The sequence below is a fragment of the Nostoc sp. genome (genome assembly GCF_036919675.1).
Lineage (GTDB): Bacteria > Cyanobacteriota > Cyanobacteriia > Cyanobacteriales > Nostocaceae > Nostoc.
The window spans coordinates 107,260-128,970 of the sequence record NZ_JBALCP010000137.1; the positions used below are offsets into that span (position 1 = coordinate 107,260).

Annotated in this window: 19 protein-coding genes and 2 pseudogenes; 8 read left to right on the forward strand and 13 right to left on the reverse strand. The window is 40.8% G+C overall.

The features are described 5' to 3' along the window. Nucleotides 1-8: 8 nt before the first annotated feature. Nucleotides 9-683, reverse strand: coding sequence for a vWA domain-containing protein (locus V7K49_RS33640; RefSeq protein WP_273765413.1), 675 nt, complete (start codon nt 681-683; stop codon nt 9-11). 752 nt (nt 684-1,435) lie between these two features. Here V7K49_RS33640 and V7K49_RS33645 point away from each other — a divergent pair. After that, on the forward strand, nt 1,436-2,818 hold the full coding sequence (locus V7K49_RS33645; RefSeq protein ID WP_335209537.1) for a response regulator: 1,383 nt from the start codon (nt 1,436-1,438) through the stop codon (nt 2,816-2,818). A gap of 47 nt (nt 2,819-2,865) precedes the next feature. Next, nucleotides 2,866-3,228 (forward strand): response regulator transcription factor, encoded by a 363-nt coding sequence (locus tag V7K49_RS33650; RefSeq protein ID WP_335209538.1) that lies wholly within the window; start codon nt 2,866-2,868, stop codon nt 3,226-3,228. 434 nt (nt 3,229-3,662) lie between these two features. On the opposite strand, the gene V7K49_RS33655 is transcribed toward V7K49_RS33650, so the two are convergent. Next, nucleotides 3,663-3,845: a DUF6887 family protein gene (locus tag V7K49_RS33655; protein WP_335209539.1), complete on the reverse strand. Its 183-nt coding sequence runs from the start codon at nt 3,843-3,845 to the stop codon at nt 3,663-3,665. A gap of 406 nt (nt 3,846-4,251) precedes the next feature. Between V7K49_RS33655 and pheT the strand changes: the two genes are divergently transcribed. Continuing rightward, nucleotides 4,252-6,714, forward strand: coding sequence for a phenylalanine--tRNA ligase subunit beta (gene pheT, locus V7K49_RS33660; protein WP_335209540.1), 2,463 nt, complete (start codon nt 4,252-4,254; stop codon nt 6,712-6,714). A gap of 35 nt (nt 6,715-6,749) precedes the next feature. On the opposite strand, the gene V7K49_RS33665 is transcribed toward pheT, so the two are convergent. After that, nucleotides 6,750-7,046 carry a hypothetical protein gene (locus V7K49_RS33665; protein ID WP_335209541.1) on the reverse strand — a complete coding sequence of 99 codons (297 nt, stop codon included), beginning with the start codon at nt 7,044-7,046 and terminating at the stop codon, nt 6,750-6,752. A gap of 30 nt (nt 7,047-7,076) precedes the next feature. Here V7K49_RS33665 and V7K49_RS33670 point away from each other — a divergent pair, with 30 nt between their 5' ends. Both V7K49_RS33670 and V7K49_RS33675 read left to right on the forward strand, forming a co-directional pair. Continuing rightward, nucleotides 7,077-7,562, forward strand: coding sequence for a hypothetical protein (locus V7K49_RS33670; RefSeq protein WP_335209542.1), 486 nt, complete (start codon nt 7,077-7,079; stop codon nt 7,560-7,562). A gap of 491 nt (nt 7,563-8,053) precedes the next feature. Then, entirely contained in the window at nt 8,054-8,323 is a 270-nt protein-coding gene (locus V7K49_RS33675) for a YciI family protein (RefSeq protein WP_334787797.1), read from the forward strand. A gap of 314 nt (nt 8,324-8,637) precedes the next feature. Here V7K49_RS33675 and V7K49_RS34855 read toward each other — a convergent pair. Then, nucleotides 8,638-8,715: pseudogene (locus V7K49_RS34855) on the reverse strand (ribbon-helix-helix domain-containing protein); the annotation flags it as partial. A gap of 98 nt (nt 8,716-8,813) precedes the next feature. Between V7K49_RS34855 and V7K49_RS33680 the strand changes: the two are divergent. The 3 genes from V7K49_RS33680 (at nt 8,814) to V7K49_RS33690 (ending at nt 11,024) form a co-directional block, all read left to right on the forward strand. After that, nucleotides 8,814-9,233, forward strand: a complete 420-nt coding sequence (locus tag V7K49_RS33680) for an ice-binding family protein (protein WP_335209544.1) — start codon at nt 8,814-8,816, stop codon at nt 9,231-9,233. Between the two features lie 343 nt (nt 9,234-9,576). Next, nucleotides 9,577-10,371 (forward strand): Tab2/Atab2 family RNA-binding protein, encoded by a 795-nt coding sequence (locus V7K49_RS33685; protein WP_335209546.1) that lies wholly within the window; start codon nt 9,577-9,579, stop codon nt 10,369-10,371. A gap of 62 nt (nt 10,372-10,433) precedes the next feature. Next, nucleotides 10,434-11,024, forward strand: a complete 591-nt coding sequence (locus V7K49_RS33690) for a Uma2 family endonuclease (protein ID WP_335209547.1) — start codon at nt 10,434-10,436, stop codon at nt 11,022-11,024. A 251-nt stretch (nt 11,025-11,275) separates the two neighbouring features. Here the strand turns inward: V7K49_RS33690 and V7K49_RS33695 are convergent, their stop codons facing one another. The 9 genes and pseudogenes from V7K49_RS33695 to V7K49_RS33735 all read right to left on the reverse strand — a co-directional run. Beyond that, nucleotides 11,276-12,475 (reverse strand): DUF4159 domain-containing protein, encoded by a 1,200-nt coding sequence (locus V7K49_RS33695; protein WP_335209548.1) that lies wholly within the window; start codon nt 12,473-12,475, stop codon nt 11,276-11,278. Between the two features lie 272 nt (nt 12,476-12,747). Next, nucleotides 12,748-13,779 (reverse strand): phage tail protein, encoded by a 1,032-nt coding sequence (locus V7K49_RS33700; protein WP_335209550.1) that lies wholly within the window; start codon nt 13,777-13,779, stop codon nt 12,748-12,750. Nucleotides 13,780-13,955: 176 nt separating this feature from the next. Then, nucleotides 13,956-16,157, reverse strand: a complete 2,202-nt coding sequence (locus V7K49_RS33705; protein ID WP_335209552.1) for a putative baseplate assembly protein — start codon at nt 16,155-16,157, stop codon at nt 13,956-13,958. Further along, entirely contained in the window at nt 16,154-16,567 is a 414-nt protein-coding gene (locus V7K49_RS33710; RefSeq protein ID WP_273769682.1) for a GPW/gp25 family protein, read from the reverse strand. Before V7K49_RS33710 ends, V7K49_RS33705 begins: the two co-directional genes overlap by 4 nt. A 283-nt stretch (nt 16,568-16,850) precedes the next feature. Next, nucleotides 16,851-17,237 (reverse strand): DUF4280 domain-containing protein, encoded by a 387-nt coding sequence (locus V7K49_RS33715; RefSeq protein WP_335209553.1) that lies wholly within the window; start codon nt 17,235-17,237, stop codon nt 16,851-16,853. Nucleotides 17,238-17,441: 204 nt separating this feature from the next. Next, nucleotides 17,442-17,723, reverse strand: a pseudogene (locus V7K49_RS33720) (ISNCY family transposase); the annotation flags it as partial. A gap of 224 nt (nt 17,724-17,947) precedes the next feature. Next, entirely contained in the window at nt 17,948-19,846 is a 1,899-nt protein-coding gene (locus V7K49_RS33725; protein ID WP_335209555.1) for a VgrG-related protein, read from the reverse strand. Nucleotides 19,847-19,914: 68 nt separating this feature from the next. After that, nucleotides 19,915-20,532 (reverse strand): CIS tube protein, encoded by a 618-nt coding sequence (locus V7K49_RS33730; RefSeq protein ID WP_335209557.1) that lies wholly within the window; start codon nt 20,530-20,532, stop codon nt 19,915-19,917. Nucleotides 20,533-20,570: 38 nt separating this feature from the next. Further along, nucleotides 20,571-21,711, reverse strand: a 1,141-nt coding sequence (locus V7K49_RS33735; protein WP_335209558.1) for a hypothetical protein, incomplete at its 5' end; no start/stop codon positions are given.

The following is a 21,711-nucleotide window of genomic DNA, read 5'->3' on the forward strand; positions in this document are numbered from 1 at the left end:
ATCTTTAATTAAACAGTCCCCCAACCAATCGGCGGTAATGCTACCTGTTCGTCCACCTGCGAATGAGAAACAGATGACATACTAGTTGATAGCCAGACAAACATCTCGATAAAATTTAATCCTTTGAGTTTCAGCGGGGTACGCACAGCTATTTGATTTAAACGCGTCATATTCGCATTTTCTACACCTACTGTAAAAAATGCTACGCGCTTATTTTCTTCATCTCGCTGTAGACGTTGGGCTGCTTGCTCTACTACATGCTCTAACTCGCCTTGGGGTTCTCCATCGGTAATCATGAATACCCAAGGACGATAGTAAGCAATCCCATTGGCACGATACTGAGATTTACGCTCTTGAATTATGTCTAAAGCTTTATGAATTCCTGCACCCATCGTAGTCAAGCCTTGGGCTGTCAAAATCGGCGGATTGAATTGATCGGCAGTCACAAAGTCTTGTACTACATTGATATTACTATCAAAAGTTACGATCGCCACTTCCACCCGTCTTGCGGCTAAGGAATTTTTGACTAATTCATCCTTTAAACTTAGTAAACCCTGATTTAAAGCCTCAATCGGATCTCCTTGCATCGAGCCAGATGTGTCTAGCAAAAGCACACAAGGACAACGTGGTTCTGGGTTCTCAGCAAATTCTACTACTTCATCAAGTCTTAATGTATCATGCATAACTTTTTGTGTTATGTTAAAGTCCAATGCTTTATTTCCCTTTTCTCAGAGTATATAATTCCAGTTGCCGAGACGACTACAGAATATAATATTTAGTGGTAGATGCTCTAATCTTTATTAAACAAATTATTTTCATGAAGTTCACTATATATTTAAGAAGAACTTGAGTACAGCTTAGTTTAGCAAAAAATAGTTTATCAAAACCCAGAATTACCTGTTGTAATGTATCTACCAAAAATTTATATCCCTTAAACCTACAGTACAATAAATACCTAAACTTTCCTAGATAAATTTTTAAAGATTCTATATAGGAGAATTGTTCCTTTATAGGAAAGTGATTAACCACAATCAAAATCATTGGCTCTAGAAGTATACCAGTGTAACTGCGTGAATTTGGATTCAAATTTGCCTCTTTCAGTGAGCGGGTATAAATAAACGTCGTTATTCAGGTCTTCAGCCAAGAGTTGTCGCTAGTGAGTAAAATCTAGAAGTAACTAGCATTTACTGATAGTTTAGCTATGATATGTGTTTACCTTTATTCATCCTCACCTACTGGTTTTTTGAGATAAATTAAGTAGAACGTGCCAAAGACAACAAAAAAGTTATAAAAATTATAACTTTTAATATATATACATATTTTAAAAGAAATAATTTTTGCATAGAGAAAAACTACAAAGAAGAAAATACTTCATAGCTGATATTTTCCATTTACAAATGTTCGGTTGTTGATTCCGCAAAAAAACTGAAAAAATATGAATAATTCCGGTGCATTCACCAAACTACGTCCTCTAAGTTTGTTAAGACAGTTATCCAATTGCTCCGATAGTACTTGTTTACAAGCATTGAGTAATTCAGTTAGTTGGTCGATTTACTTAGAACAAGGCAAAATAACCTACGCTACCCATTCAGTGGAACCATTTGATCGACTAGAACGTCATTTGCGTCGCCTCAGCCACCAAATTCCACTGCTGACTACTGAGGTTCGTGTTCAATTACGTTTGATGTTTGAACCTGACTCACACAGTCAGTTAATCGAACATGACAGCAATTCGAGAAACCACCCTCCTGAGTATCAGGCTATATCCTGGCTTGTTAGTCAACAACATCTACATTCTACACAAGCTGGAGTGCTGATTCAAGAATTAGTTAAAGAGGTGATTGAATCATTTTTACTAATCAAACAAGGTACTTATGAATTAACAGAACCACTGAATAGGATGCCAAAAATTTGTAGGCTAGATGTAGAAAAAATCCTCGAACGTTGCCAAGTAAGATTACAGAATTGGCAGGCTTTTGTTCCCCAAATTTCTTCTCCATATCAACGTCCATATCTGCTGATTAACAGCACAATTGAGGAAAAAGATTTACCAAAACTCCAGCCAGATTTAACTAATTGGATGAAGGGTTTTAGCCTGTGTCATCTGGCGGTAATTTTGAATCAAGATGAAATCCAACTGGCTCGTAATTTATACCCTTACATACTTCAGGGCAGGATTCTCTTGCATGAACCTGATCCACCATTTGATAAATTACCAAAGATATTTGAAGAGCAATCGCTTTTCTCAAAATTAATTACATTAGTTGATACCAAAGAAAAACTAAATACCACCATCAAGTCTTACCCACATATTTCTGAAGAGAATGTAGCTCCTGTTCACCCATTACTCCAGATTTCTGCTCCTCCAAAAGAAAACTTTCAGGAAGCAACAATATCAAATAACATAAATCCTACTTACCAAAGAGTAACGGCTGCTACTGTAACGGCACAAAAAGCCCACAAAATCATTTCTGTAGATGATAGCCCCACAATTCTCAAAGAAATTAGCCATTTCTTAGAAAATGAAAATTTTTCTGTAGTGACTATCAACGATCCACTAAAAGCTGTTTTGTCAATTATAAGGCACAAACCGGACTTAATTTTGCTGGATTTAAATATGGTAGGAATCGATGGTTATGAGTTGTGTCGGATTATCCGAAACAATTCAATTTTTCAAAATACTCCGATCATTTTTGTCACTGGGAGTAAAGGAATTGTAGACAAAGTAAAAGCGAAACTGGTAGGAGCATCTGGATATCTCACTAAACCATTTTCACGCGCCGAATTGCTGAAAACAGTCTTCATGCATTTGACTTAAATTAACCACAAAATCTAACGAATTTGAGCTAGTGAGAATAAATCAATATGGCGACAGTTTTAGTTGTTGAAGATGCTCCTTCTCAGTTGGAGTTAATCAATAGTTTTTTAAGAGAGAATGGACACACGGTAATTAAAGCTTATGATGCCAAAGATGGGATGATTAAGGCAATAACTCATCGTTTAGATGCAATTATTACTGATGTGGTAATGCCAGAAATTAGCGGTTTTGAATTTTGCCGCCAATTGAAAAAAAATCCAGCGACTCAAAAAGTACCAATTATTATTTGTAGTTCTAAAAATCAGCCAATTGACCGGATTTGGGGAATGCGACAAGGTGCAGATGTTTATTTAACTAAGCCTTTTACCAAACAACAATTACTAAATGCGCTTAAATCTCTGGTAGAGTGAGGGATGTAGGGAGTGGGAAAAGGTTTTTCGTTTTCCTAAGTTTTTGAATAATTCGCTGTCGGGTGTGTTACCGCGTCAGCATAACGCACCATTTCAGATTTTCCGTGCGTTACGGAAGCCGTAACACACCCTACTAAATAAGTTATGATTGTTTTAAAAAACCGCTCTAATGAGTCTTTTTATGCACATGACTTTGTGCAATAATCTGCACATGGTTATTAATCTAGAAATTGACGAAAACTTAATTAAGGAAAGCTACTCGAACTTGGTGGTCATCCAACTAAGGATGCCGTTGTTGAAGAGGCATTACGAGAGTATGTATAGCGTCGAAAGCAATTAAAAATTGTGGAGCTATTTGGCACGATTGAATCCGACGATGATTATGACTACAAGCAACAGCGCCAGAGTGGATGAAAGTTAATAAAGGGTTTTGTTCATAATGCCAGTCTTTTCCTTAACTCAGCCTCCAACTGTTCACCTGTGCTAACTACAACCCTATTTTGCTTGGCTCTAACAATCCTCAGATAGTGTTGAAAGGCTTCTTCATCATGAGGATGATGCTTTACATATTCCCGTAATTCTGTTTCAGTTAATTGCTGATAATTTGAATCACTCAATTAGTTTGTAATAGGTTGCTTACTCACACACATAAATTGTAAAAAGCCTTTAACTGTTCAATCGTGGGTTCCATTTTAATATATAAGCTACTGAATCTCTCCTATTGTTGGTTGATATTTAAAAGCCGTCTATAATCTGAAAATACACCTTTGTTGTAACCCCATCCTACAAATTTATTTAGAATTGGTCATCGATCGCTTCGTACAGAGCGAATCTTAAACATATCTTCCACATTGACAGAAGCCAAGCCGTTAAGAAAAGATTAGCATCAGAGATTGTTCCGCCAGTCTAACGTAGTAGGATTATTCAAGTGAAAGGGTATGCCTTGCGGGTCGAGTAGCCATCGATCGCTAATAGGCACCCTAAAATGAGAACAAAAGACGATTCCTAAAATAATCACACTCCATGCGTATTTCTCTAAATTGGCTGCGCGAACTAGTAGAGATAAAACTTAGTCCAGAAGAATTAGCCGAAACCCTGACAATGGCAGGGTTTGAGGTTGAAGAGATTGAAGACCGCCGCACTTGGGCAAATGGTGTGGTTATCGGGAAAGTGCTTGAGCGTCAACCCCACCCCAACGCCGATAAATTGAGTGTTTGCCAAGTAGATATCGGTGCAGATGAGACTTTAAATATTGTCTGTGGTGCTGCCAATGTCAAGGCAGATATTTATGTGCCAGTGGCAACTACGGGTACTTACTTACCCAACATTGATTTAAAAATTAAACCTGCAAAACTGCGTGGTGTCGCATCTCAGGGGATGATTTGTTCTTTAAAGGAACTCGGTTTGCCCACCGATGCAGACGGAATTCATATTTTTACTCAGGAAAATTTACCATTGGGTAGTGATGTGCGTCCGTTGTTGGGTCTAGATGATGTAATTTTAGACCTTACCGCAACTGCTAATCGTGCTGATGCTTTGAGTATGGTAGGCGTAGCCAGAGAAGTAGCAGCTTTGACGGGTGGAAAGTTGAGCATTCCTGAACCGGGTGAAGTCTCTATTCCCAAAAATGCCGGAAATTTAGCTTTAAAAATTGCCGATACCCAAGCTTGTCCTGCCTACATTGGTACGGTAATTGAACAGGTCAAAATCGCTCCATCCCCTGAATGGCTGCAACAGCGTTTGCGGTCTGCTGGAGTGCGTCCCATAAGTAATGTCGTGGATATTACTAACTACGTTTTGTTGGAATGGGGACAACCACTGCACGCCTTTGACCGCGATCGCCTAAAATCTGTTAGTGATGGCGAAAATTTAACTATCGGCGTCCGCTTCGCCAATCATGGAGAATCCCTCAAAACCCTAGATGGACAAACTCGCACTCTAGCATCCCAAAATTTGTTAATTACCGCCAACGACAAAGCCGTTGCACTGGCGGGAGTCATGGGTGGGGAAGAAACAGAAGTCCATCAAGGGACTCAAAGTTTAGTTTTAGAAGCAGCTTTATTTGATTCCGTTGTAATTCGCCGTTCTTCCCGGAGTGTAGGCTTAAGAAGTGAGGCTTCTGGCAGATATGAACGGGGAGTTAACCGGGCTGAGTTGGAAGTAGCTAATCGCCGCGCCTTATCCTTAATTAGCGAATTAGCTAGTGGAATTCTTGTCCAGCAGGAAATTGCCGACACCCGCCCCCATCCGTCTACCTGGCGTCGTTCTATTGCACTGCGTTTAGACCGAGTTAATCAGATACTGGGGCCAATCGAGTTGGGAGAGGATACAGGTGAACTCCAAGAACAAGATGTTGAGCGCATCCTGACTGCATTAGGATGTCAGTTAACTCCTTCAGACAATGTTCCAGGAGAAGATACCACCCATGAACCCAGATGGTCAGTTTCTGTGCCACCCTATCGTTACCGCGATTTAGAGCGAGAAATTGATTTAATTGAAGAAATTGCCCGTCTCTATGGCTATAACAAATTCTGTGACACTTTACCAGAAAAAGCGGAAGCTGGTTATCTGCCTTTAGATGAGGAATTGATTCGCAAGTTACGAGCTTTCTTTCGGGCTGAAGGGTTGACAGAATTAATCCACTATTCTTTAGTCAAACCAGGACAAGACAGACAGATAGTATTGTCAAACCCGTTATTTGTCGAATATTCAGCGCTGCGAAACGATTTGATATCTGGGTTGATTGACGCCTTTCAATACAATTTAGAGCAGGGTAATGGTGCCCTTAACGGCTTTGAAATCGGGCAAATTTTCTGGCGAGAAGAAGACGGTTTGCAAGAAACAGAAGCCCTTGCTGGGATTGTGGGAGGAGATATTTCTGTTGGGAAATGGGCAAAAAGTGGACGCGAAGAACCCATCACCTGGTTTGAAGCCAAAGGCATTTTAGAAAGTGTATTTCGGCAACTTGCCTTGGAGGTAGAATTCCAACCCGATTGCCGCGACGATCGCTTACATCCAGGACGTACCGCTTCTTTGTGGATTCAGGGTAACAGGCTGGGGATTTTTGGGCAACTCCATCCCCAATTGCGACGAGAAAAAGGTTTACCAAATTCCGTTTATGTTTTCCAGTTGGATCTAGATGTGCTTTTAGATTCTCTAGGACAAGATGAAATCCTCGTTCCAACATTCCAGCCCTATTCTACCTATCCAGCTAGCGATCGCGACATCGCCTTTTTCGCACCCGTGAAAATCTCAGTTGCCGAAATTCAAAAAGTAATTACCAAAGCGGGTAAAGATTTGCTCGAATCGGTGGAATTATTTGATGAATATCGTGGCGAAAATGTCCCCCAAGGACAGCGGAGTTTAGCATTCCGGTTAGTTTATCGGGCTAGCGATCGCACTCTCACTGAAGCTGAAGTTGAACCAGTACACAATAAAGTCCGCGAAGCCTTGGTGGAAAAATTCGGCGTCAACCTGAGAAGTTAGGAGTACAGACGCGATTAATGGCGTCTGTATAGGAGTTAGGAGTCGATCGCATTTGTTATTTCGGCGAACTCATTTGTGATTTCGGCGATCGCATTTGTGATTTCGGCGGACTCATTTGTGATTTCGGCGGACTCATTTGTGATTTCGGCGGACTCATTTGTGATTTCGGCGGACTCATTTGTGATTTCGGCGGACTCATTTGTTATTTCGGCGGACGCATTTGTTATTTCGGCGGACTCATTTGTTATTTCGGCGGACTCATTTGTTATTTCGGCGGACTCATTTGTTATTTCGGCGGACTCATTTGTTATTTCAACGGACTCATAACGCACCCTACGAAACTACTAGAAGAGTTGAAACCTATGCTGGTCATACTTGTATGTACACCGTCATCTCCTTCTGTAGACGCTTCTGCGGCTTCCCGCAGGGTGCATAGCCTTAGCGAAGAGAAGAATCCCGGAGATGTTTCGCTCAACATGACAGAGCCAGGTTTTAATGATGAAACTAATTTTATGTATGTTAAAGAAATCTTAGCAGCTATTAATGAGGATATTTACCCGCCAAATTTACAACTCTATTACCATAATCACTTAGAGAAAATGAATTCAGCAACCAGTAAACAGCAAACAATGGCTTTACAGGTGTTAAATCTCTTAGTTCAAGAACAATCAATATCAATAGAAATAATAGCAGAAAGATTAGATGTAGATGAATATGAAATCAAGGTAATTTTAGACAAGTGGCGAGAATTTTTACATTTAGAATCAAGAGGAGCAGAAATCCATTATAGTGTTTATCATGCTAGTTTTCGTGATTGGTTGAGGCAACAAATGAAGTCTAGATTTTGAGTTTGGTATGGTACTAACCCAAGGCTATTTCATTCTCATCTAGGCCACCTCAGAATAAATTCTGAGTCTAATAGCGAAAGTCGTCTCAAGACGACTGATAAAAGGTTATAAGTAAGTGAGCGGGAAAATTTACAACTATGTAACGAAATGTAAAGCCTCTGAAATTGGTTCTTGGTTGCGTTTTAGCGCTATTGAAAGCAACAAATTAAGAGTGGTTTATTTCCGCCCACCTATTTAGTCCGTTTTAACGGACTTTAGCTATTAGCCCGGAACTTTAGTTCTGGGCGGTTTATGCTTAGAACGAAATAGCCCTGGTACTAACCCTTTTTTTATAGAGAATTTTAAGCATCTTCTAAAATCCCCTTGACAACTGCCTTACTACCTTAACTTGTCAGCCATGAGAAGCAATTGACAATCTCATTTTAGAAGGAGATCGACTCAAGCTCTTGGCGGAGCAATATCTGATTAACCAGTAGGAGTAACAAGGAATTATGCCTAAATATGTAGTCTGGGGAAGTTACTGCGAAGACGTTCTCGAAAAACGCACCCCCCACCGTCAAGCTCATTTAGACGGATTAGCAAAACAGAAAGAATCCGGTGTGCTGATTACTATTGGCCCCACCAAAGATGTTACGAAAGTTTTTGGAATTTACGAAGCCGAAGACGAAGCCACTGTACGCCAGTTGATTGAAAATGACCCCTACTGGAAAAATAGCATCTGGACTGAATATTCTGTCAAAGAATGGATTCAGGCTTTTTAAATTAGGTGTGGGGCATTCTTGACAGGTTAAGTTGACATCCTCACCGGCGTGTTGCTTGCAGCCGAAGGCTACGCACGGTGATTCTATATTGCCCCTACGATTTACTAAATCACAGATTGCGCTTACGTAGAGCTACCTTTCGGCAATCTCTAAAACCAAACATTCGTATTATTAATACAAAATGTCGAGCAATAGCTTAGTTGATATCAGAGACGCTTCTCTCCTCAGTATGAAGCCCTATTTCAAGAGCCTGTTTCCGTATAGCTGTTGTTAAAACTTCTAAATCCAAAATCTATTTAATTTTTCGTGCAAGCTTAAGCAATCGGACTCTTCCCATACTTTTCAAATAAATCATTTAAAGCTTCTGCCAGTAATGCTTGACTACTTCGGTCTTTGTCAAGTGCAAATTCATCCCGCCTTTATACAAGGCTAAAGATTGCGTAAAAGTTAAATAAAGCACAATTTTTTCCTTGAGATCCAAACATATCAGTTGACGGTAAAACTTCCGCTCGACAATCTAGGCGACCCCAATGCGCTCTTCGTTTTCCAGATAGGGAGCACGCTCACCACTGCAAGCAACTCGTCTGTTGTCACGACCAACGGTGACGCTCCCAATGTGTTTTTCCAGGTCGGTAGCTCCGCGACTCTCGGTACCGGCACTCAGTTCTTGGGAAATATTCTAGCGCTCACGAGCATCACCCTGACTACTGGCGTAAACATTGAGTGCGGTAGAGCCTTGGCGCAAAATGGTGCCGTGACGATGGATACCAACAAGGTCTCCAACTCCTGCGATCCGAAGCCACTAGAAGTGGCAGTGGTTCCAGAACCTGACTCATCACTTGGTGTTCTCGGCTCCGGGCTGGTGGGTCTGTTGTTCGCCTTCAGGAAAAGATTTAGAAAAGGGTGGTAGATTGCAACGCCGTTTTTTGATACTCATTAATTGCGATGTCTACGATGGGCTGCGCGATCGCACTCCTAAAAGTTGGTGACAGGTTTATTCGCTGAGGGGGCGACGATATAGCTTGAAATACTTGATTGGCAAAGAGTGTAGCAATCTATGGTAGAAAAATATAGGTCTCCAATTGTCAGAGTTTAAAAAAGAACGAATTTCTGGAATATCAAAAAGATATTTGGATTGAGCTAACCACACCCGATTATCATTCTTATTAAGACTGTTTTGAGTATTTTAACTGATTGATAAAAGGCATTTTATCTTAACCTCTGACGAATGCCCCACTCCCCACTCCCCACCTATGAAAATTTGGCAGGCTGATTTTTATCGTCGTCCTTCACAAGATGCATCTGGACAAGTTTTATGGGAGTTGTTGATTTGTGACGCAACTCGCAGCTTTGAGTATGAAGCCACCTGTCTCCAGTCAGCAGCAAATTCTAATTGGGTTGCTGCTCAACTTGAATTGGCCGCTGGTGAAAAATTGCCAGATGTGATTCAGGTGTTTCGTCCGCAGTCTCTAAGCTTAATTGAGGCGGCGGGACGCAATTTAAGTATAAATATCGAACCTACCCGCCACACTTTGGCACTGAAGCAGTGGTTAGAAGAAAAGCAATATCCCTCAGTGCTGGATAAACCACCTCCAGCCCCATTACCAGAAAACCTCTGGGGAGAACAATGGCGTTTTGCGACTCTAGCTGCTAGTGATGTGGAAACCAGATTTAGCGATCGCCCCATTCCCATTTTGCACATCCCAGAATTTTTGAAACCCATCAATTTGGGTTTGGCGTCAACAGTGCCCGTCCCTGGTGTGGTAATTTATGGTGGACGCCAATCGATGCGCCTAGCACGGTGGTTGCAGCAAGCCCGTCCTGTGGCGTTAAACTATATTTCTGGCGCACCGGATGGCTTGGTACTAGAAGCTGGCTTGGTAGATAGGTGGATTGTTGCCACTTTTGAAGATTCAGAAGTGACAACAGCAGCCCAAACATATCAACAACGGAAACAGCAAAGCCGAGGATTGCATTTTTTGTTAGTGCAACCAGATGATTCCGGGATGACTTATAGCGGCTTTTGGTTATTGCGGGCAGAAGATTGATACTGATTGCCAAAAATATTGTTCTGTTTATTCCCGCTTATTTATTTACTTACTTTGTTGATATGACTTTTAGCCAATATCACCCCTATATTTCTCCAGAAGCATACCTAGAAGCTGAAAAATCCAGCCTGAATAAACACGAATATATTCAAGGGCAAATTTATGCAATGTCAGGGGCAAGTGATGCCCATGTGACAATTACAACTAATCTCATTGCCCTCTTAAGAAATCATGTTCGCGGTACAGGTTGTCGCCTTTACGCTACAGACATGAAAGCTCAGATTGAATTACTAAATATTTTCTATTATCCTGATATCCTGGTTACTTGCGACCAAAGAAATATAAAGTTTGAATATTTTAAACGTTATCCCTGTTTAATTATTGAGATTCTTTCTCCATCCACGGAAGCTTTTGACAGAGGCGACAAATTTATTGACTATCAAGAATTAGAAACATTTGAAGAATACGTCTTAATCAGTCAAACCCGCCAGCGTGTTGATTGTTTTCGTCGCAATGCTGAGGGGAGATGGGTTTTTTCTAGTTATAAAGCAAATCAAGAATTACAGTTAATCAGCGTAAACTTTGCCTGTTCTCTAGCAGACATTTATGAAGATGTGTCCTTTCCCGAAACTTTTAATCCCACTTCCCTTTAATTTCTATTAGCTAAAGAAATAGATTAAGGCGATGTCTAACGACAAGCGTCAACCTACATAAAGACGCGAAATTTCGCATCTCTAGATGCTATATAGGTAAGGTGCATAAATTCGGCAAATTATATGATGATAAAATCATACTAAACAATAAAATGCCATTAACTGTATTAGGTTATAGAGTAGGCATTGGCAAAAAATGTGGAATAGGTGCAATATTATTTAAAGCAATGCCCACCCTACTAACTTGGCTTTCACCACTGCCCTGAATTATCTTCCTGTTGCAAACCTATCAACTGTCGCCGCTTCCAAGCAAAATGAAGAATATTAATTCCTAGTTCCTGAGCTGTACGAATGGTCAATCTAGGTAAACTCAAATCTCTATCCAGTCCCCAAGCAGTTGCTAAATCACCAATCGCTAAAATAATTCCTCCACCAATTAATAGTTTAATCTGCTGTTGATTAACCATTGGCAAGGCAGCAAATAAGAAAGGTTTTGTCCTTAAAGGATGACTCCGTTGCAATTCTTCTAAAGGTCTTAAAGGACTATCTAACTGTTGTGCTAATGCTTGAGTACTCTCAATTAGAGCAGTAGCATTTGTTGGTGCATCAATGAGAAGCACACCACCTAAATTTAAGTAATTTTTTAGAGATTCAAATTCGAGACTATTTAAAGATATAGCCTGTCCACCTGTCAGATAAAGTATGTCATAGTCTTGGATATTTTCTCCTAAAGAAACCTGACCTGGTTCATCAGCCCCTCGCAAACTGGGATATAGGGGTTCTACTGCTTGTAACAAATAAGAAAGGCTGAAAAAATTACGCGCACATTCAGGATCACTATGATTCGCCTGCGCCATACACACAAGTGCTTGGGGACGCATTTGTGCCTGACGGCGATAACGCAAATCAATATTGTTATATCCAGGAAAAAAAGCATCCGCAGGTTGGTTAATTTCAGTGTGTCTGGGTTGCAGAAGTATCCGGCATATTTCTATTTCTGAACTGACTGGTATGGAGTTTCTTTGGTCAATTCGATAAGTTTCTTGAACAATATCTCTTTGCTGTCCGCGCCGCAATTCATCAGGGTCTACATAGCTAACTACTAAGTAGATCATGATTGGTTCAGAAGTTGCTACTTCTATATCAATTGGAAAATCATAAGAAGTCGGTACAACAATTAGATTACCTGCTAAATCAATTGCAATACCAGGTTGAATTTGCACCCAGCGCCCATCTCGATATTTAGCTTCAACTTCGCTTGGGGCAGTCACATCTCGGACGCCTAAACCGCAAACAATTCCTGGTTGGTTTAAACTTTGATATTGGGCATTTTGCCGATTACGGTGGTAATCATGGGCTGTGCGCCAGCGTTCCGCATTGATTAGTAACCCGTCTGCGGCTTGCAGGCGTTCAAAGGATTTAATTGGTGGGGGTGGGAAAGGATGGGACATATCAATTTTGAATTTTAGATTTTAGATTTTAGGTTTGGGGTTTGGGATTAAAAGCCTGTTCCAGGAATCTCCAACAATACTAACTATTCAAGTTTGGATTTTAAATTAGATATAGGGAAGCCAGTGTGTTGCTTTGGTTTCTAAAGTTGTAGCAACTGGCGTTGTGTTATGCCAAAGGCTAACGCACTTTTAATTCTTGATGATGCCGTACTCTTGGCGATAACACACCCTACAATTTAATTTTACTTACATAATGACAAATTACAAATTATTTAATTAGAAGGATTTTCTATAGATAGTTTATAGGTGCAAAAAGCAGGTTTTTCTTGTTCTATGATTCTTTGGATAAGTTCTTCATTGATGATGCCACTAGAAATATTTGAACGCAAACGTACTATAAAGTGATATGGTTGCCCACCTGCTAAAACTGCATTTCCTATTTGTGCGTCTCCGATAATGAAACTTGGGCCAAAAGGTTCTGTAATACTAATATGCTTATCAGCTTCATTAGGTAAATGTTCGTCTAGAGGTAAACCAGTATAAAGATGTAAATAGAGACGCAATCCTTTACGAGTTCCCCGCCAGCGATAAAGTTCTACGGCTCGGCTAATTAAACGCCGCTGTTGCTGGAGATCCCAAACAGAATTTACTTGCCAAGCAACCCAATGAGCCATAAAGGGTAGTAGTGCTTGTGGTGCTGTCAAGGGATCGAGGTTTGCCCACATGACGTTATAACTATCAACTATTGGTTGAAAAGCTTGCTCAAATATTTTGATGAAGCGACCAATAAAGTCCACTTCGCGATACAAAATTGGCAAGAATTCCATGTAGGCTGTGTAGGGACGGATATATAAATCAAAATATTCGCTTCTCTCGATTTGTTCGTTGTCAGTGCCTCGGTCTATATGTAGAGTAATTAAGCTGCGAAAATTGAGAGTTAGTTTGTTTTTTTTTCCAGGAGCGATCGCTTCTTGGTCTTCAAAAAATGTGTCGGGAATTGAGAAGTAAAGCACAGCATCCATTTGTCCGCGAGGCGGTATTTCACTACCTTCTGTGCCAATCTGACACCACTCGCTAGGAAAATTTCCGTCAACGCTTAAGCTCACCCGCAAAGGACGTTGTTCTAAGTTTTGCACTTGCACAATCATCTCGCTGGGATGCCCAGGATGCAAGAGTAAACTACGTCCAGCTGCATCCATATTTTCCGCATTTGCAAATGCTAAACCTGCTACAGGCAAAGCTTCAGGAATTTGCATTGGCGTTAATTGAATGCGTACAGATGGACTAGAGCGACTTTGAACCATAACTCCTCTACCAATTTTGGATTTTAGACTTCGTTGTGAGCGCTCAGTCGAACGATTTTAGATTTTGGATTACTTTGTTCGCGGTGCAAGATTACCCAATTCCTCTTTTTATCTTCCTCTGTGTTCTCCGCGCCTCTGTGGTTAATTAAATTAGGTATTATTCTAGCTTATTAGTATCAGCGATTAATGATCTGGATATCATGATTTGAACGCAGATTGGTATTAGCCCAAGAACATATTAAACCTTCCGATCCTGGATCAATCAATTGTTCTGGCGATGGTTGTCGTCGCCAATTTTCTCCTTGCTTGCGGATGGGAAACAGCAAAACGGGGCCTAAATGACGCACACCTGGGGTTTGTTGCAGTAACGCCACAATATCCGATGTATAAACAGGTCGCCCAAATGGCCAACCTTTGCCGTCGATTCCTCCAGTTAATGGATTTAAATATTTATACAGCGATCGCCTTAAATTACGGCGAATTTCTTCTCTAGCAAAAGGGTTGTCATAAGCTGGCTCTAAAGCAACTTCTGTCTGTACAGAAACACCTACGTAATTCGGTTCTTCTAATTCTATTTGTACCCCTAATAACCGTCTTTCATCTAAGTAACTGATAATTTGCTCTTGAAGTGCATTACTCAGAGCAAACTCTTCTGGTGTCATGCCATTGCCTTGGGCGATCGCATCTGTATTTGCGAATGGAACTACCAGCAAACTAACTATACCAGCTTGTCTTTGAGAATTTGCTGGCAAACAGCGGACACGCGCGATCGCACCATTCCCCGCCTGTTGAGCTAAAACTTCAAAATCTTCGGCAGTTACGGCGCGATCGCGGGTGCGGAGGATGCGGGGAGCCTTGATCACAGCTTGCTCCAATGATTCCGCATCCGCACCATTGATTGCTGGTACATGATTGATCACACTAGTAATATACGGATATGCAGACTTCAAAAACTGGATTGTTCCAGCTTGGACATTGCCTTCTCTACCACCGCCTGTACGATAAGCAACCATTTTAATCTCTGAGTCACGGGGAGGAATCGCCCCGTACTGGTGTTCAGATTGGTTGTTTTCCTGGGTACTAACTTGTACAAATGTGTCATTTATTGCTGGTTGCTGGATTCGCGATCGCACCTGTGTTTGCTGTTTAAGTTGGCTAGGTTCACGAATCAGCGGCCCAAATTGGATTGTACCAGTGATCGAATCGATGGTGTAATGAAAGTGATGCGACCTTGAATCAGCAAAATCTCTCACCTCAGTCCACTTTTGAGGCAATCCTCCAGCGGGAGTAACTAAGATATATTCATTTTCTCTGCGTTCTAAAATCGGTGCGCTTTGTAATTCAAAAATCTGTCCGGGTCTACCCTCACTGATTCCTAGACGCTCATCTTGAATGAAAGTACTGTGACTAGCCCGTACCGTACCACCCATTGACTGCACTGCCAAACCAGTAATCCTTGGTGGACGATTGTAACCAGATTGATTTGTTTCTGTGACAATAAAGGTACAGCGTAGCCAGCGACCCCGGTAAGAGGTAAAGTTGGTAACAGGCCAATTTTGCGGTAAATGCAGACGGACATCTGCTCCTTGGGACGGGTTCCCACCCTGTTCAGCGAGTTCGTAAAAACTGAAGCCACGAGTGTCATCATCTGACTCTTGCAATAAAACTGGTTGCCAATGTTCTCCATCCCAGGCTTCCCACTTTCGAGGGGGTTGATTGGGGTTAATACCAGCAGGCGTAGCTGCGGCTCCTTGGAAAGTAATATCTAGAACATTAGCTTCTATTGGATCATCAGAAGCGAGCGCTAAATAAAAGCAGTTACCAGGCTGGGGTTCCTCTTCAAATATCGATACTTCACTGCCTGTCCAGAAACCGTCAGATTCACGAGTCCATGAACTTGTGACTCTTTCTCGCAGAGTTTGGGGAATGTCTTCGGCGATTTGGGCAGTTAAGAAGTGCTGTATCCGGGGTATGCCAATAATTAGAGGAGAATCTGTACTAAAGGTAATAGCTTCTGTGGTTTCAGTTTGGATAGTTGAAGCTTCTAATCCTGCTGGAATAGTGTAGGCTTCAGGCAGTGCAGCGCTTAAATAAAAAGTTAATTCCGTGCGGGCTGGGGCGGCAGGCTGGAGACGAATACCTAGTAATTCTAAAAAAGCTACATAATTTTTTCGAGGTACTTGGTTAAATCTGAGCAACATCTGGTCAGTTAACCAAGCAAATAACTCAATTAGCGTAATCCCTGGATCACTCAGGTTATGGTCTGTCCATTCTGGACAGTAGCGAGGAATACGCATAATACATTCTTCCACCAAATCATCGAAGGCGCGATCGTCTAAGTTGGAAGAAGGTAATTTCGGTAAAAAGTCAAAGTTCACGATTCCTCCCCAGCTGAAACCAAATAATAAGGATAAACAAAACTATAAATATCGGGCCCGTCTTTGAGTCGATAATTGATGATGATATCCACTCTGCCACGTACAGGGTCGGGATCGGCGATAACTTCATCGATAATAATGCGCGGTTCCCAAACTTCTAAAGCTTCCAAGACATAAAGACGGATTCGCAGTAGGGTCTCGCTATTCAAGGTTGCAAACGCCAATTCTGACAAGCGAGATCCAAAGGTAGGTCGATAAAGCCGCTCACCTACTCCAGTGCGAAGGATAATCCAAATAGATTCTTTAACTTTTTGATCTTCACGGCTAAGTTGTATCCCACCTTGCACATTTAAATGCAGTGGATAAGCCAAACCTGTCCCTAAATAGTCTTTTTGCCCACCATAAACCATATCTGGTACTTAGACAGCTGTTATATGGATATCTTCAAAGATATCGGCATAGAAGGTTTAAGCCTATTCGCCAAAGGTCGAGATTGAATAGGAAAGGGGCTAACCCACGATTTGTCGCAAGTGTAGTATGAATATATCCGTTTTATAATACGCTATACAAGTTAGAAGAGAAGCTGTAGACATCACATCTGACTTTATGCAGCATTAAAGTTACTCGGCAAACACCTTCCACTCTTGACTCCCGATGCTAAACTCCTCAAAGTTGAAATTACCAACTGCATTTTCAAGGGATGAATACGGTTGTTTGACCGGGGTTAATTACCGTAATCACGCCCGCCCACGCACACATTAATTTAGATAAATTATTCAGCGCTGGGCTTTTGCCAATCAGAACAGTAGGCGAACCGGGTATCCACGGGGCAGGGATCACAGGCACACAAGGCATGGGAGTCAACACGCCGGCGGCGGCTGCGGTAGCGGATGCAACTTGTGGATTTGCGAGAGATAAACACATACCAAAAGGCATGATATTAACCAATGGCTTGTTATCCAAAATGTTAGCATCTGGCGTACGAGTCAATACTCGGTTGATTGGCAGAACTACCAACGAACTTGGTGCTACACCAAAGCTACATTTGAGCGTTGCGCCAGAACATACTTGCAGAGCCATAGTTTATTCCCTTCACCAATTAACATACAATTTCCTAGTTACGTAGCATAGCATTCATCAGCAGCAATTCTAAATTTGGCTTGTCTTCGAGGAATTGGCTGGACAAATGGGGTCAAATTCATCGAGCATGAAAGAAATTAAATGCCACCACGAATCAAAAACAAAGTAGGTAGTTAAGGTATGCAAATCATTAAAAAAGCGTTTGCGAGTACCTAAAAGTGAGCGAATCTGTTGGTAAGTTAGGTCAACCAAGTGTAAGACCGTGTGAAACAAAAAAGTCAACAGATTTAAAGTCAGCAAGAACGAAGCTAAATGTTGTTTTGCATGTCCGAAGTTGTGTTCGATATTGTAGCCCTTAGTTTTTAGGACGTTATGATTCTCGTTTTCAGTTTTCCATCGGGTACGACCAGAGGCAACAAGTTCAGTAACATTATCGTTGGTGAGGAAATGGTCACAAATCCAAGTATTTTGGAATATTAGCTGTTGGTTGCAAGTAATGGTCAGTTAAAACCAGTTAGTTAATGAAAATAATTTGTAATTGGTAATACTCGCCTTCTCTACGAGACGCTACGCCAATGGCGAGAAGCAAGCTACGTAATTCAAAACCACAATATATAATTTACTATGGTGTTTCGCCGAAAATTACAAATTACGTTAGCGAGTATTCGTTCGAGCAGCATCTCGTAGAGAGCATCATGACAAATTAGTAATTAATTAAGTTTAATCAGCGAACCTTTGAGTGTAATAATGCCCTTAGCTTGAATGTCTATAGTTGAAAAAGCGTCTAATGACAGAGAACCTTTTGATGTCACAGAAACATTTTTATTTACATCGTTCATATTAATTTCATGACCGCCGCTTGATTGCACTAAAACAGATTTACTCGTACGTGTGTCGTCCATTTTGATTGTATGACCACCTTTGGTTTGAATCACTATACACTTTTCACTATCATTGAGATAAATTTGATGACCCTCTATAGTTTCTAGGCGAATACCTTTTTTACTAGTGTTACTAGTGTTACCACCTTTACCACCTTTACCACCTTTACCACCTTTACCACCTTTACCACCTTTACCGCTTTTACCGCTTTTATTACCTGATTCATCCTCTTCGACAAACTGTAGAATATGTCCTACACGAGTTTTAAAGGTGCGTAATCTTACAAGACCCTTTGTCGTAACTGAGTCAGCCACGTCTTCCGGTGGTGCATCCGTCCCGTTCCATACTCCGCCAATTATGTAGGGACGGTAAATATCGCCATGCTCAAAACCTACCAAGACTTCATCCTTTACCTCTGGTAAACAGTCGAAACCTCTGCTAATTCCTGCTCCCAAAGCTACAACTCTCGCCCAGTCACTTGTATGCTCTTCTGTGAGGGTGGGAAACTGAACCTTCACTCTACCCCATCCCTCTGGGTCTTTGTTATCAGTTACAATTCCCACTAATAAAGTCTGAGATGGCAGTAGGCGTTTTTGTGTAGATAGAGTTGTGAATAAGTCACCAGAACGTAGTCCCCGCACGCTGAAATCAGTGTAATAAACCCGCTTACTGTAGAAATGGCGGGTTTCTGTAACATAATACTCTCCACTATAGCGATCGCCCATACCCTTAAGACTAATAATTCGCCCCGGTCGAATCTCAGGATTACCTTCTGCCTTGGCATCTGCATAAACAAATTCTCCTCCCAGTTCATCACACAGAGCCTGAGCCATAGTATCTGCTTGTTTTTTAGTGGCAACAGGTTTATCTACAACAGTCATTTTGTAGGACTTAAGATTGGTAAATGCAGTACCAGTACTACTTCCTTGATTATTACCTGTTTTAGTTAGTTGCTCCTCTTTGTTAGCTGTTCCGGTAATCAATTGTTTCTTGGTATAGTCCCAGGCACGTACTTCCACAGAACTCACTTGTTCAGCACTGGTGACGCGAGTACTAAATTTATTAATATCAACCAGCCATTCTAGTGGTAAAGGTTTTTGAGGTTTTGGTTTTGGTGCACAAAAATTTATTTTGCCATCTGTAACAAATAATTCAAAACCAATGCGGGCTGCCCTTTCCCGCAAAAACTCCATATTAGTTTGGTTTTCTTGGAAAACATACTCATTGACTGCGGTAGTTTTCTCTACATTGCCAACTGTTATCCCTACTTCTTTAGCTATTGTTTCGACTATCTTGCCATCAGTTTGGTTCAAAAAAGAACGATTATAACGACCTCTGTGAAGACGATGGGAAATATCATAGCCCTGAACAATCATATCAGCTTCAGATTTTTCATTGAAGTGAACTTCCATCCCTGTAATTTCGCCTTCAATCAGTACATTTTCTATCTCATCTTTAAAATTCTTATCTTGAGTAGTACTCGAACTAAAACCCAACGTCACTTTTTTCCCAATTTTAAAAAACCGCTCATGTCGCCAAGGCTGGTTTTGTGGTTGGTCAGATGTAGGATTATAGCTATTATGTATTACTAGCGTAAACATCGCTGGTAAATGAAGGCTTTCTTCTATTGTCATTTGCAACACATCCTCCATTAATTCAGGAGAAGCGGCTTTTCCGTCTATCTGAATTTGAAGATTACTTAAATAAAGGCTTTCTTTAGTAGGCATAACTATTATTTTGCAACTATGAAATGTTTAGAGCAGTCTTTAATAACAAACTAGTAATAAATTAGTTTTTATCTCTTTCGTGAGTTTGATCGCTTTTGTGAACTTGGTTGGTTTTGTGAATTTTGTTTCCCAGTATTTCCTAGACTATTACTTGGCTGACGCCCACGAGCTTCGGCTTTAGATAGAGATTGAGTTCCTCCAGGAAGGTTTTTTTGATCTACTTCTTGCAAGGCTATATCTACCAGTGCCCTTACTGGTGTTCCATCACTCAGAAACATATTTAAAGTGTAAGTTAGACTCGTGATTACACAATAAAAATACTCTGTTTTCCATGTGAATATGTAAACAGGTGGACGACTGTCAGGTATTTTAGTAATACCTTCTACACCTTTCTTAATGTTGTCTATATACTTTTTCATCACCGATTCTTTCGTTTCATAAGTATCATATAGTAACTGTTTAAGTATGAAAGTGTAAGGCTCAATTGCCGAAAAATTTATCTTGGGAAGTAGAGTAGTTCCTCTATTACCATCGTCATTTTTCCACCTAACAGTGCGAGCAAAACTAATGTCTGTAGGATTAAACATTAATTCAATATCTGGTGCTTCCTTGTTATAAGCTAGAAGTTTGGCTTTCTCAAGTTGCGGTTGAAGCTTTTGAATAACAATAATTGCTGGACTTGGCATTTGAGTATTTCTCCGAAAATTAATTATTGAATGGGAATTTACCAAGGTAATCGACCTGAGTGACCGCCATGACGCTCTCGCTCAATTTCTATCCGTTGCCGTAATCTGCTATAAATTTCACGGGCTAGAGCTTCAAGATCATCCGTATCATCTTTAGCATCTCCTTTAGAAGACGAATAAGTGTTCTTTATCGTCTCAGTTATTGGTTCTATGTCTCTAGATGTGTCGGGTGGAGTGACCTTTCCATCCTCAGCAAAACTTCTAGGTGCAGGAAGGCGTTTAGCAAAAACTTGTGGCGATTCTGAAACATCAGAAAATTCATAATTTTGGTTGTTAGATTCCACACCATTAAAATTAAAGTTAGTGAATTTATCATTATTTCCATTTAGTAAATCTTCCACACTTGACCATTGAGAAGGTGTATTAGTAGTAGTATTAGGATTTGCTTTTCGGAAAATCAGGGGAGGCGATGAGTATTGAGGTGAAGGTTCACCTACATGACTTGTCTCGTTTTGAAGAGGATTAAGCTGTGGAGAATTGAGGATTGAAAGTTTCTGTTTTCCAATATTCAACCCCAAGGAAGAAGGAATTAAAGAATTAGATACATGAGATGAATGAGTCTCAGCGGTTTTTAGTTGTAATGAAGTGTCTGGAAAAGAATCGACTTTAGTCGGAGTCTCTGGAGAAGTTTTTTGTTCTGGTTCTGTGGGATCGGGTGTCTGTAAACTTGGAAGGATAATATCTTGCGGTGTCCCACCAGTGTTGATGTCATGTAGTAGAGGTAAATTTTTCTGTGCATCCCTGGTATTAACGTGGGAGTCTGTCACCTGACCATCAGTAGCATAACCTTTAGGTGCTGGCAAATTTTCTTTTATCGTATTTTGCTCGACTTTAGGTGGTGTGTTTACCTCATCTTGCAGGGAGATTGGATTATCTGAGGTATCAACATAGGTTGATATTTCAGGATTTGTTACCGCAGTGGGAAATTCTGATTTTACTGTTTGTTCATTGTCAATAATTTTCCTGAAAATACTCACAGTTTCACCAATCTCAGGTGATTTTGCAGTCACTTTTGGTGCGATTGCAGTTTCACCAATCTCAGGTGATTTTGCAGTCACTTTTGGTGCGATTGCAGTTTCACCAATCTCAGGTGATTTTGCAGTCACTTTTGGTGCGATT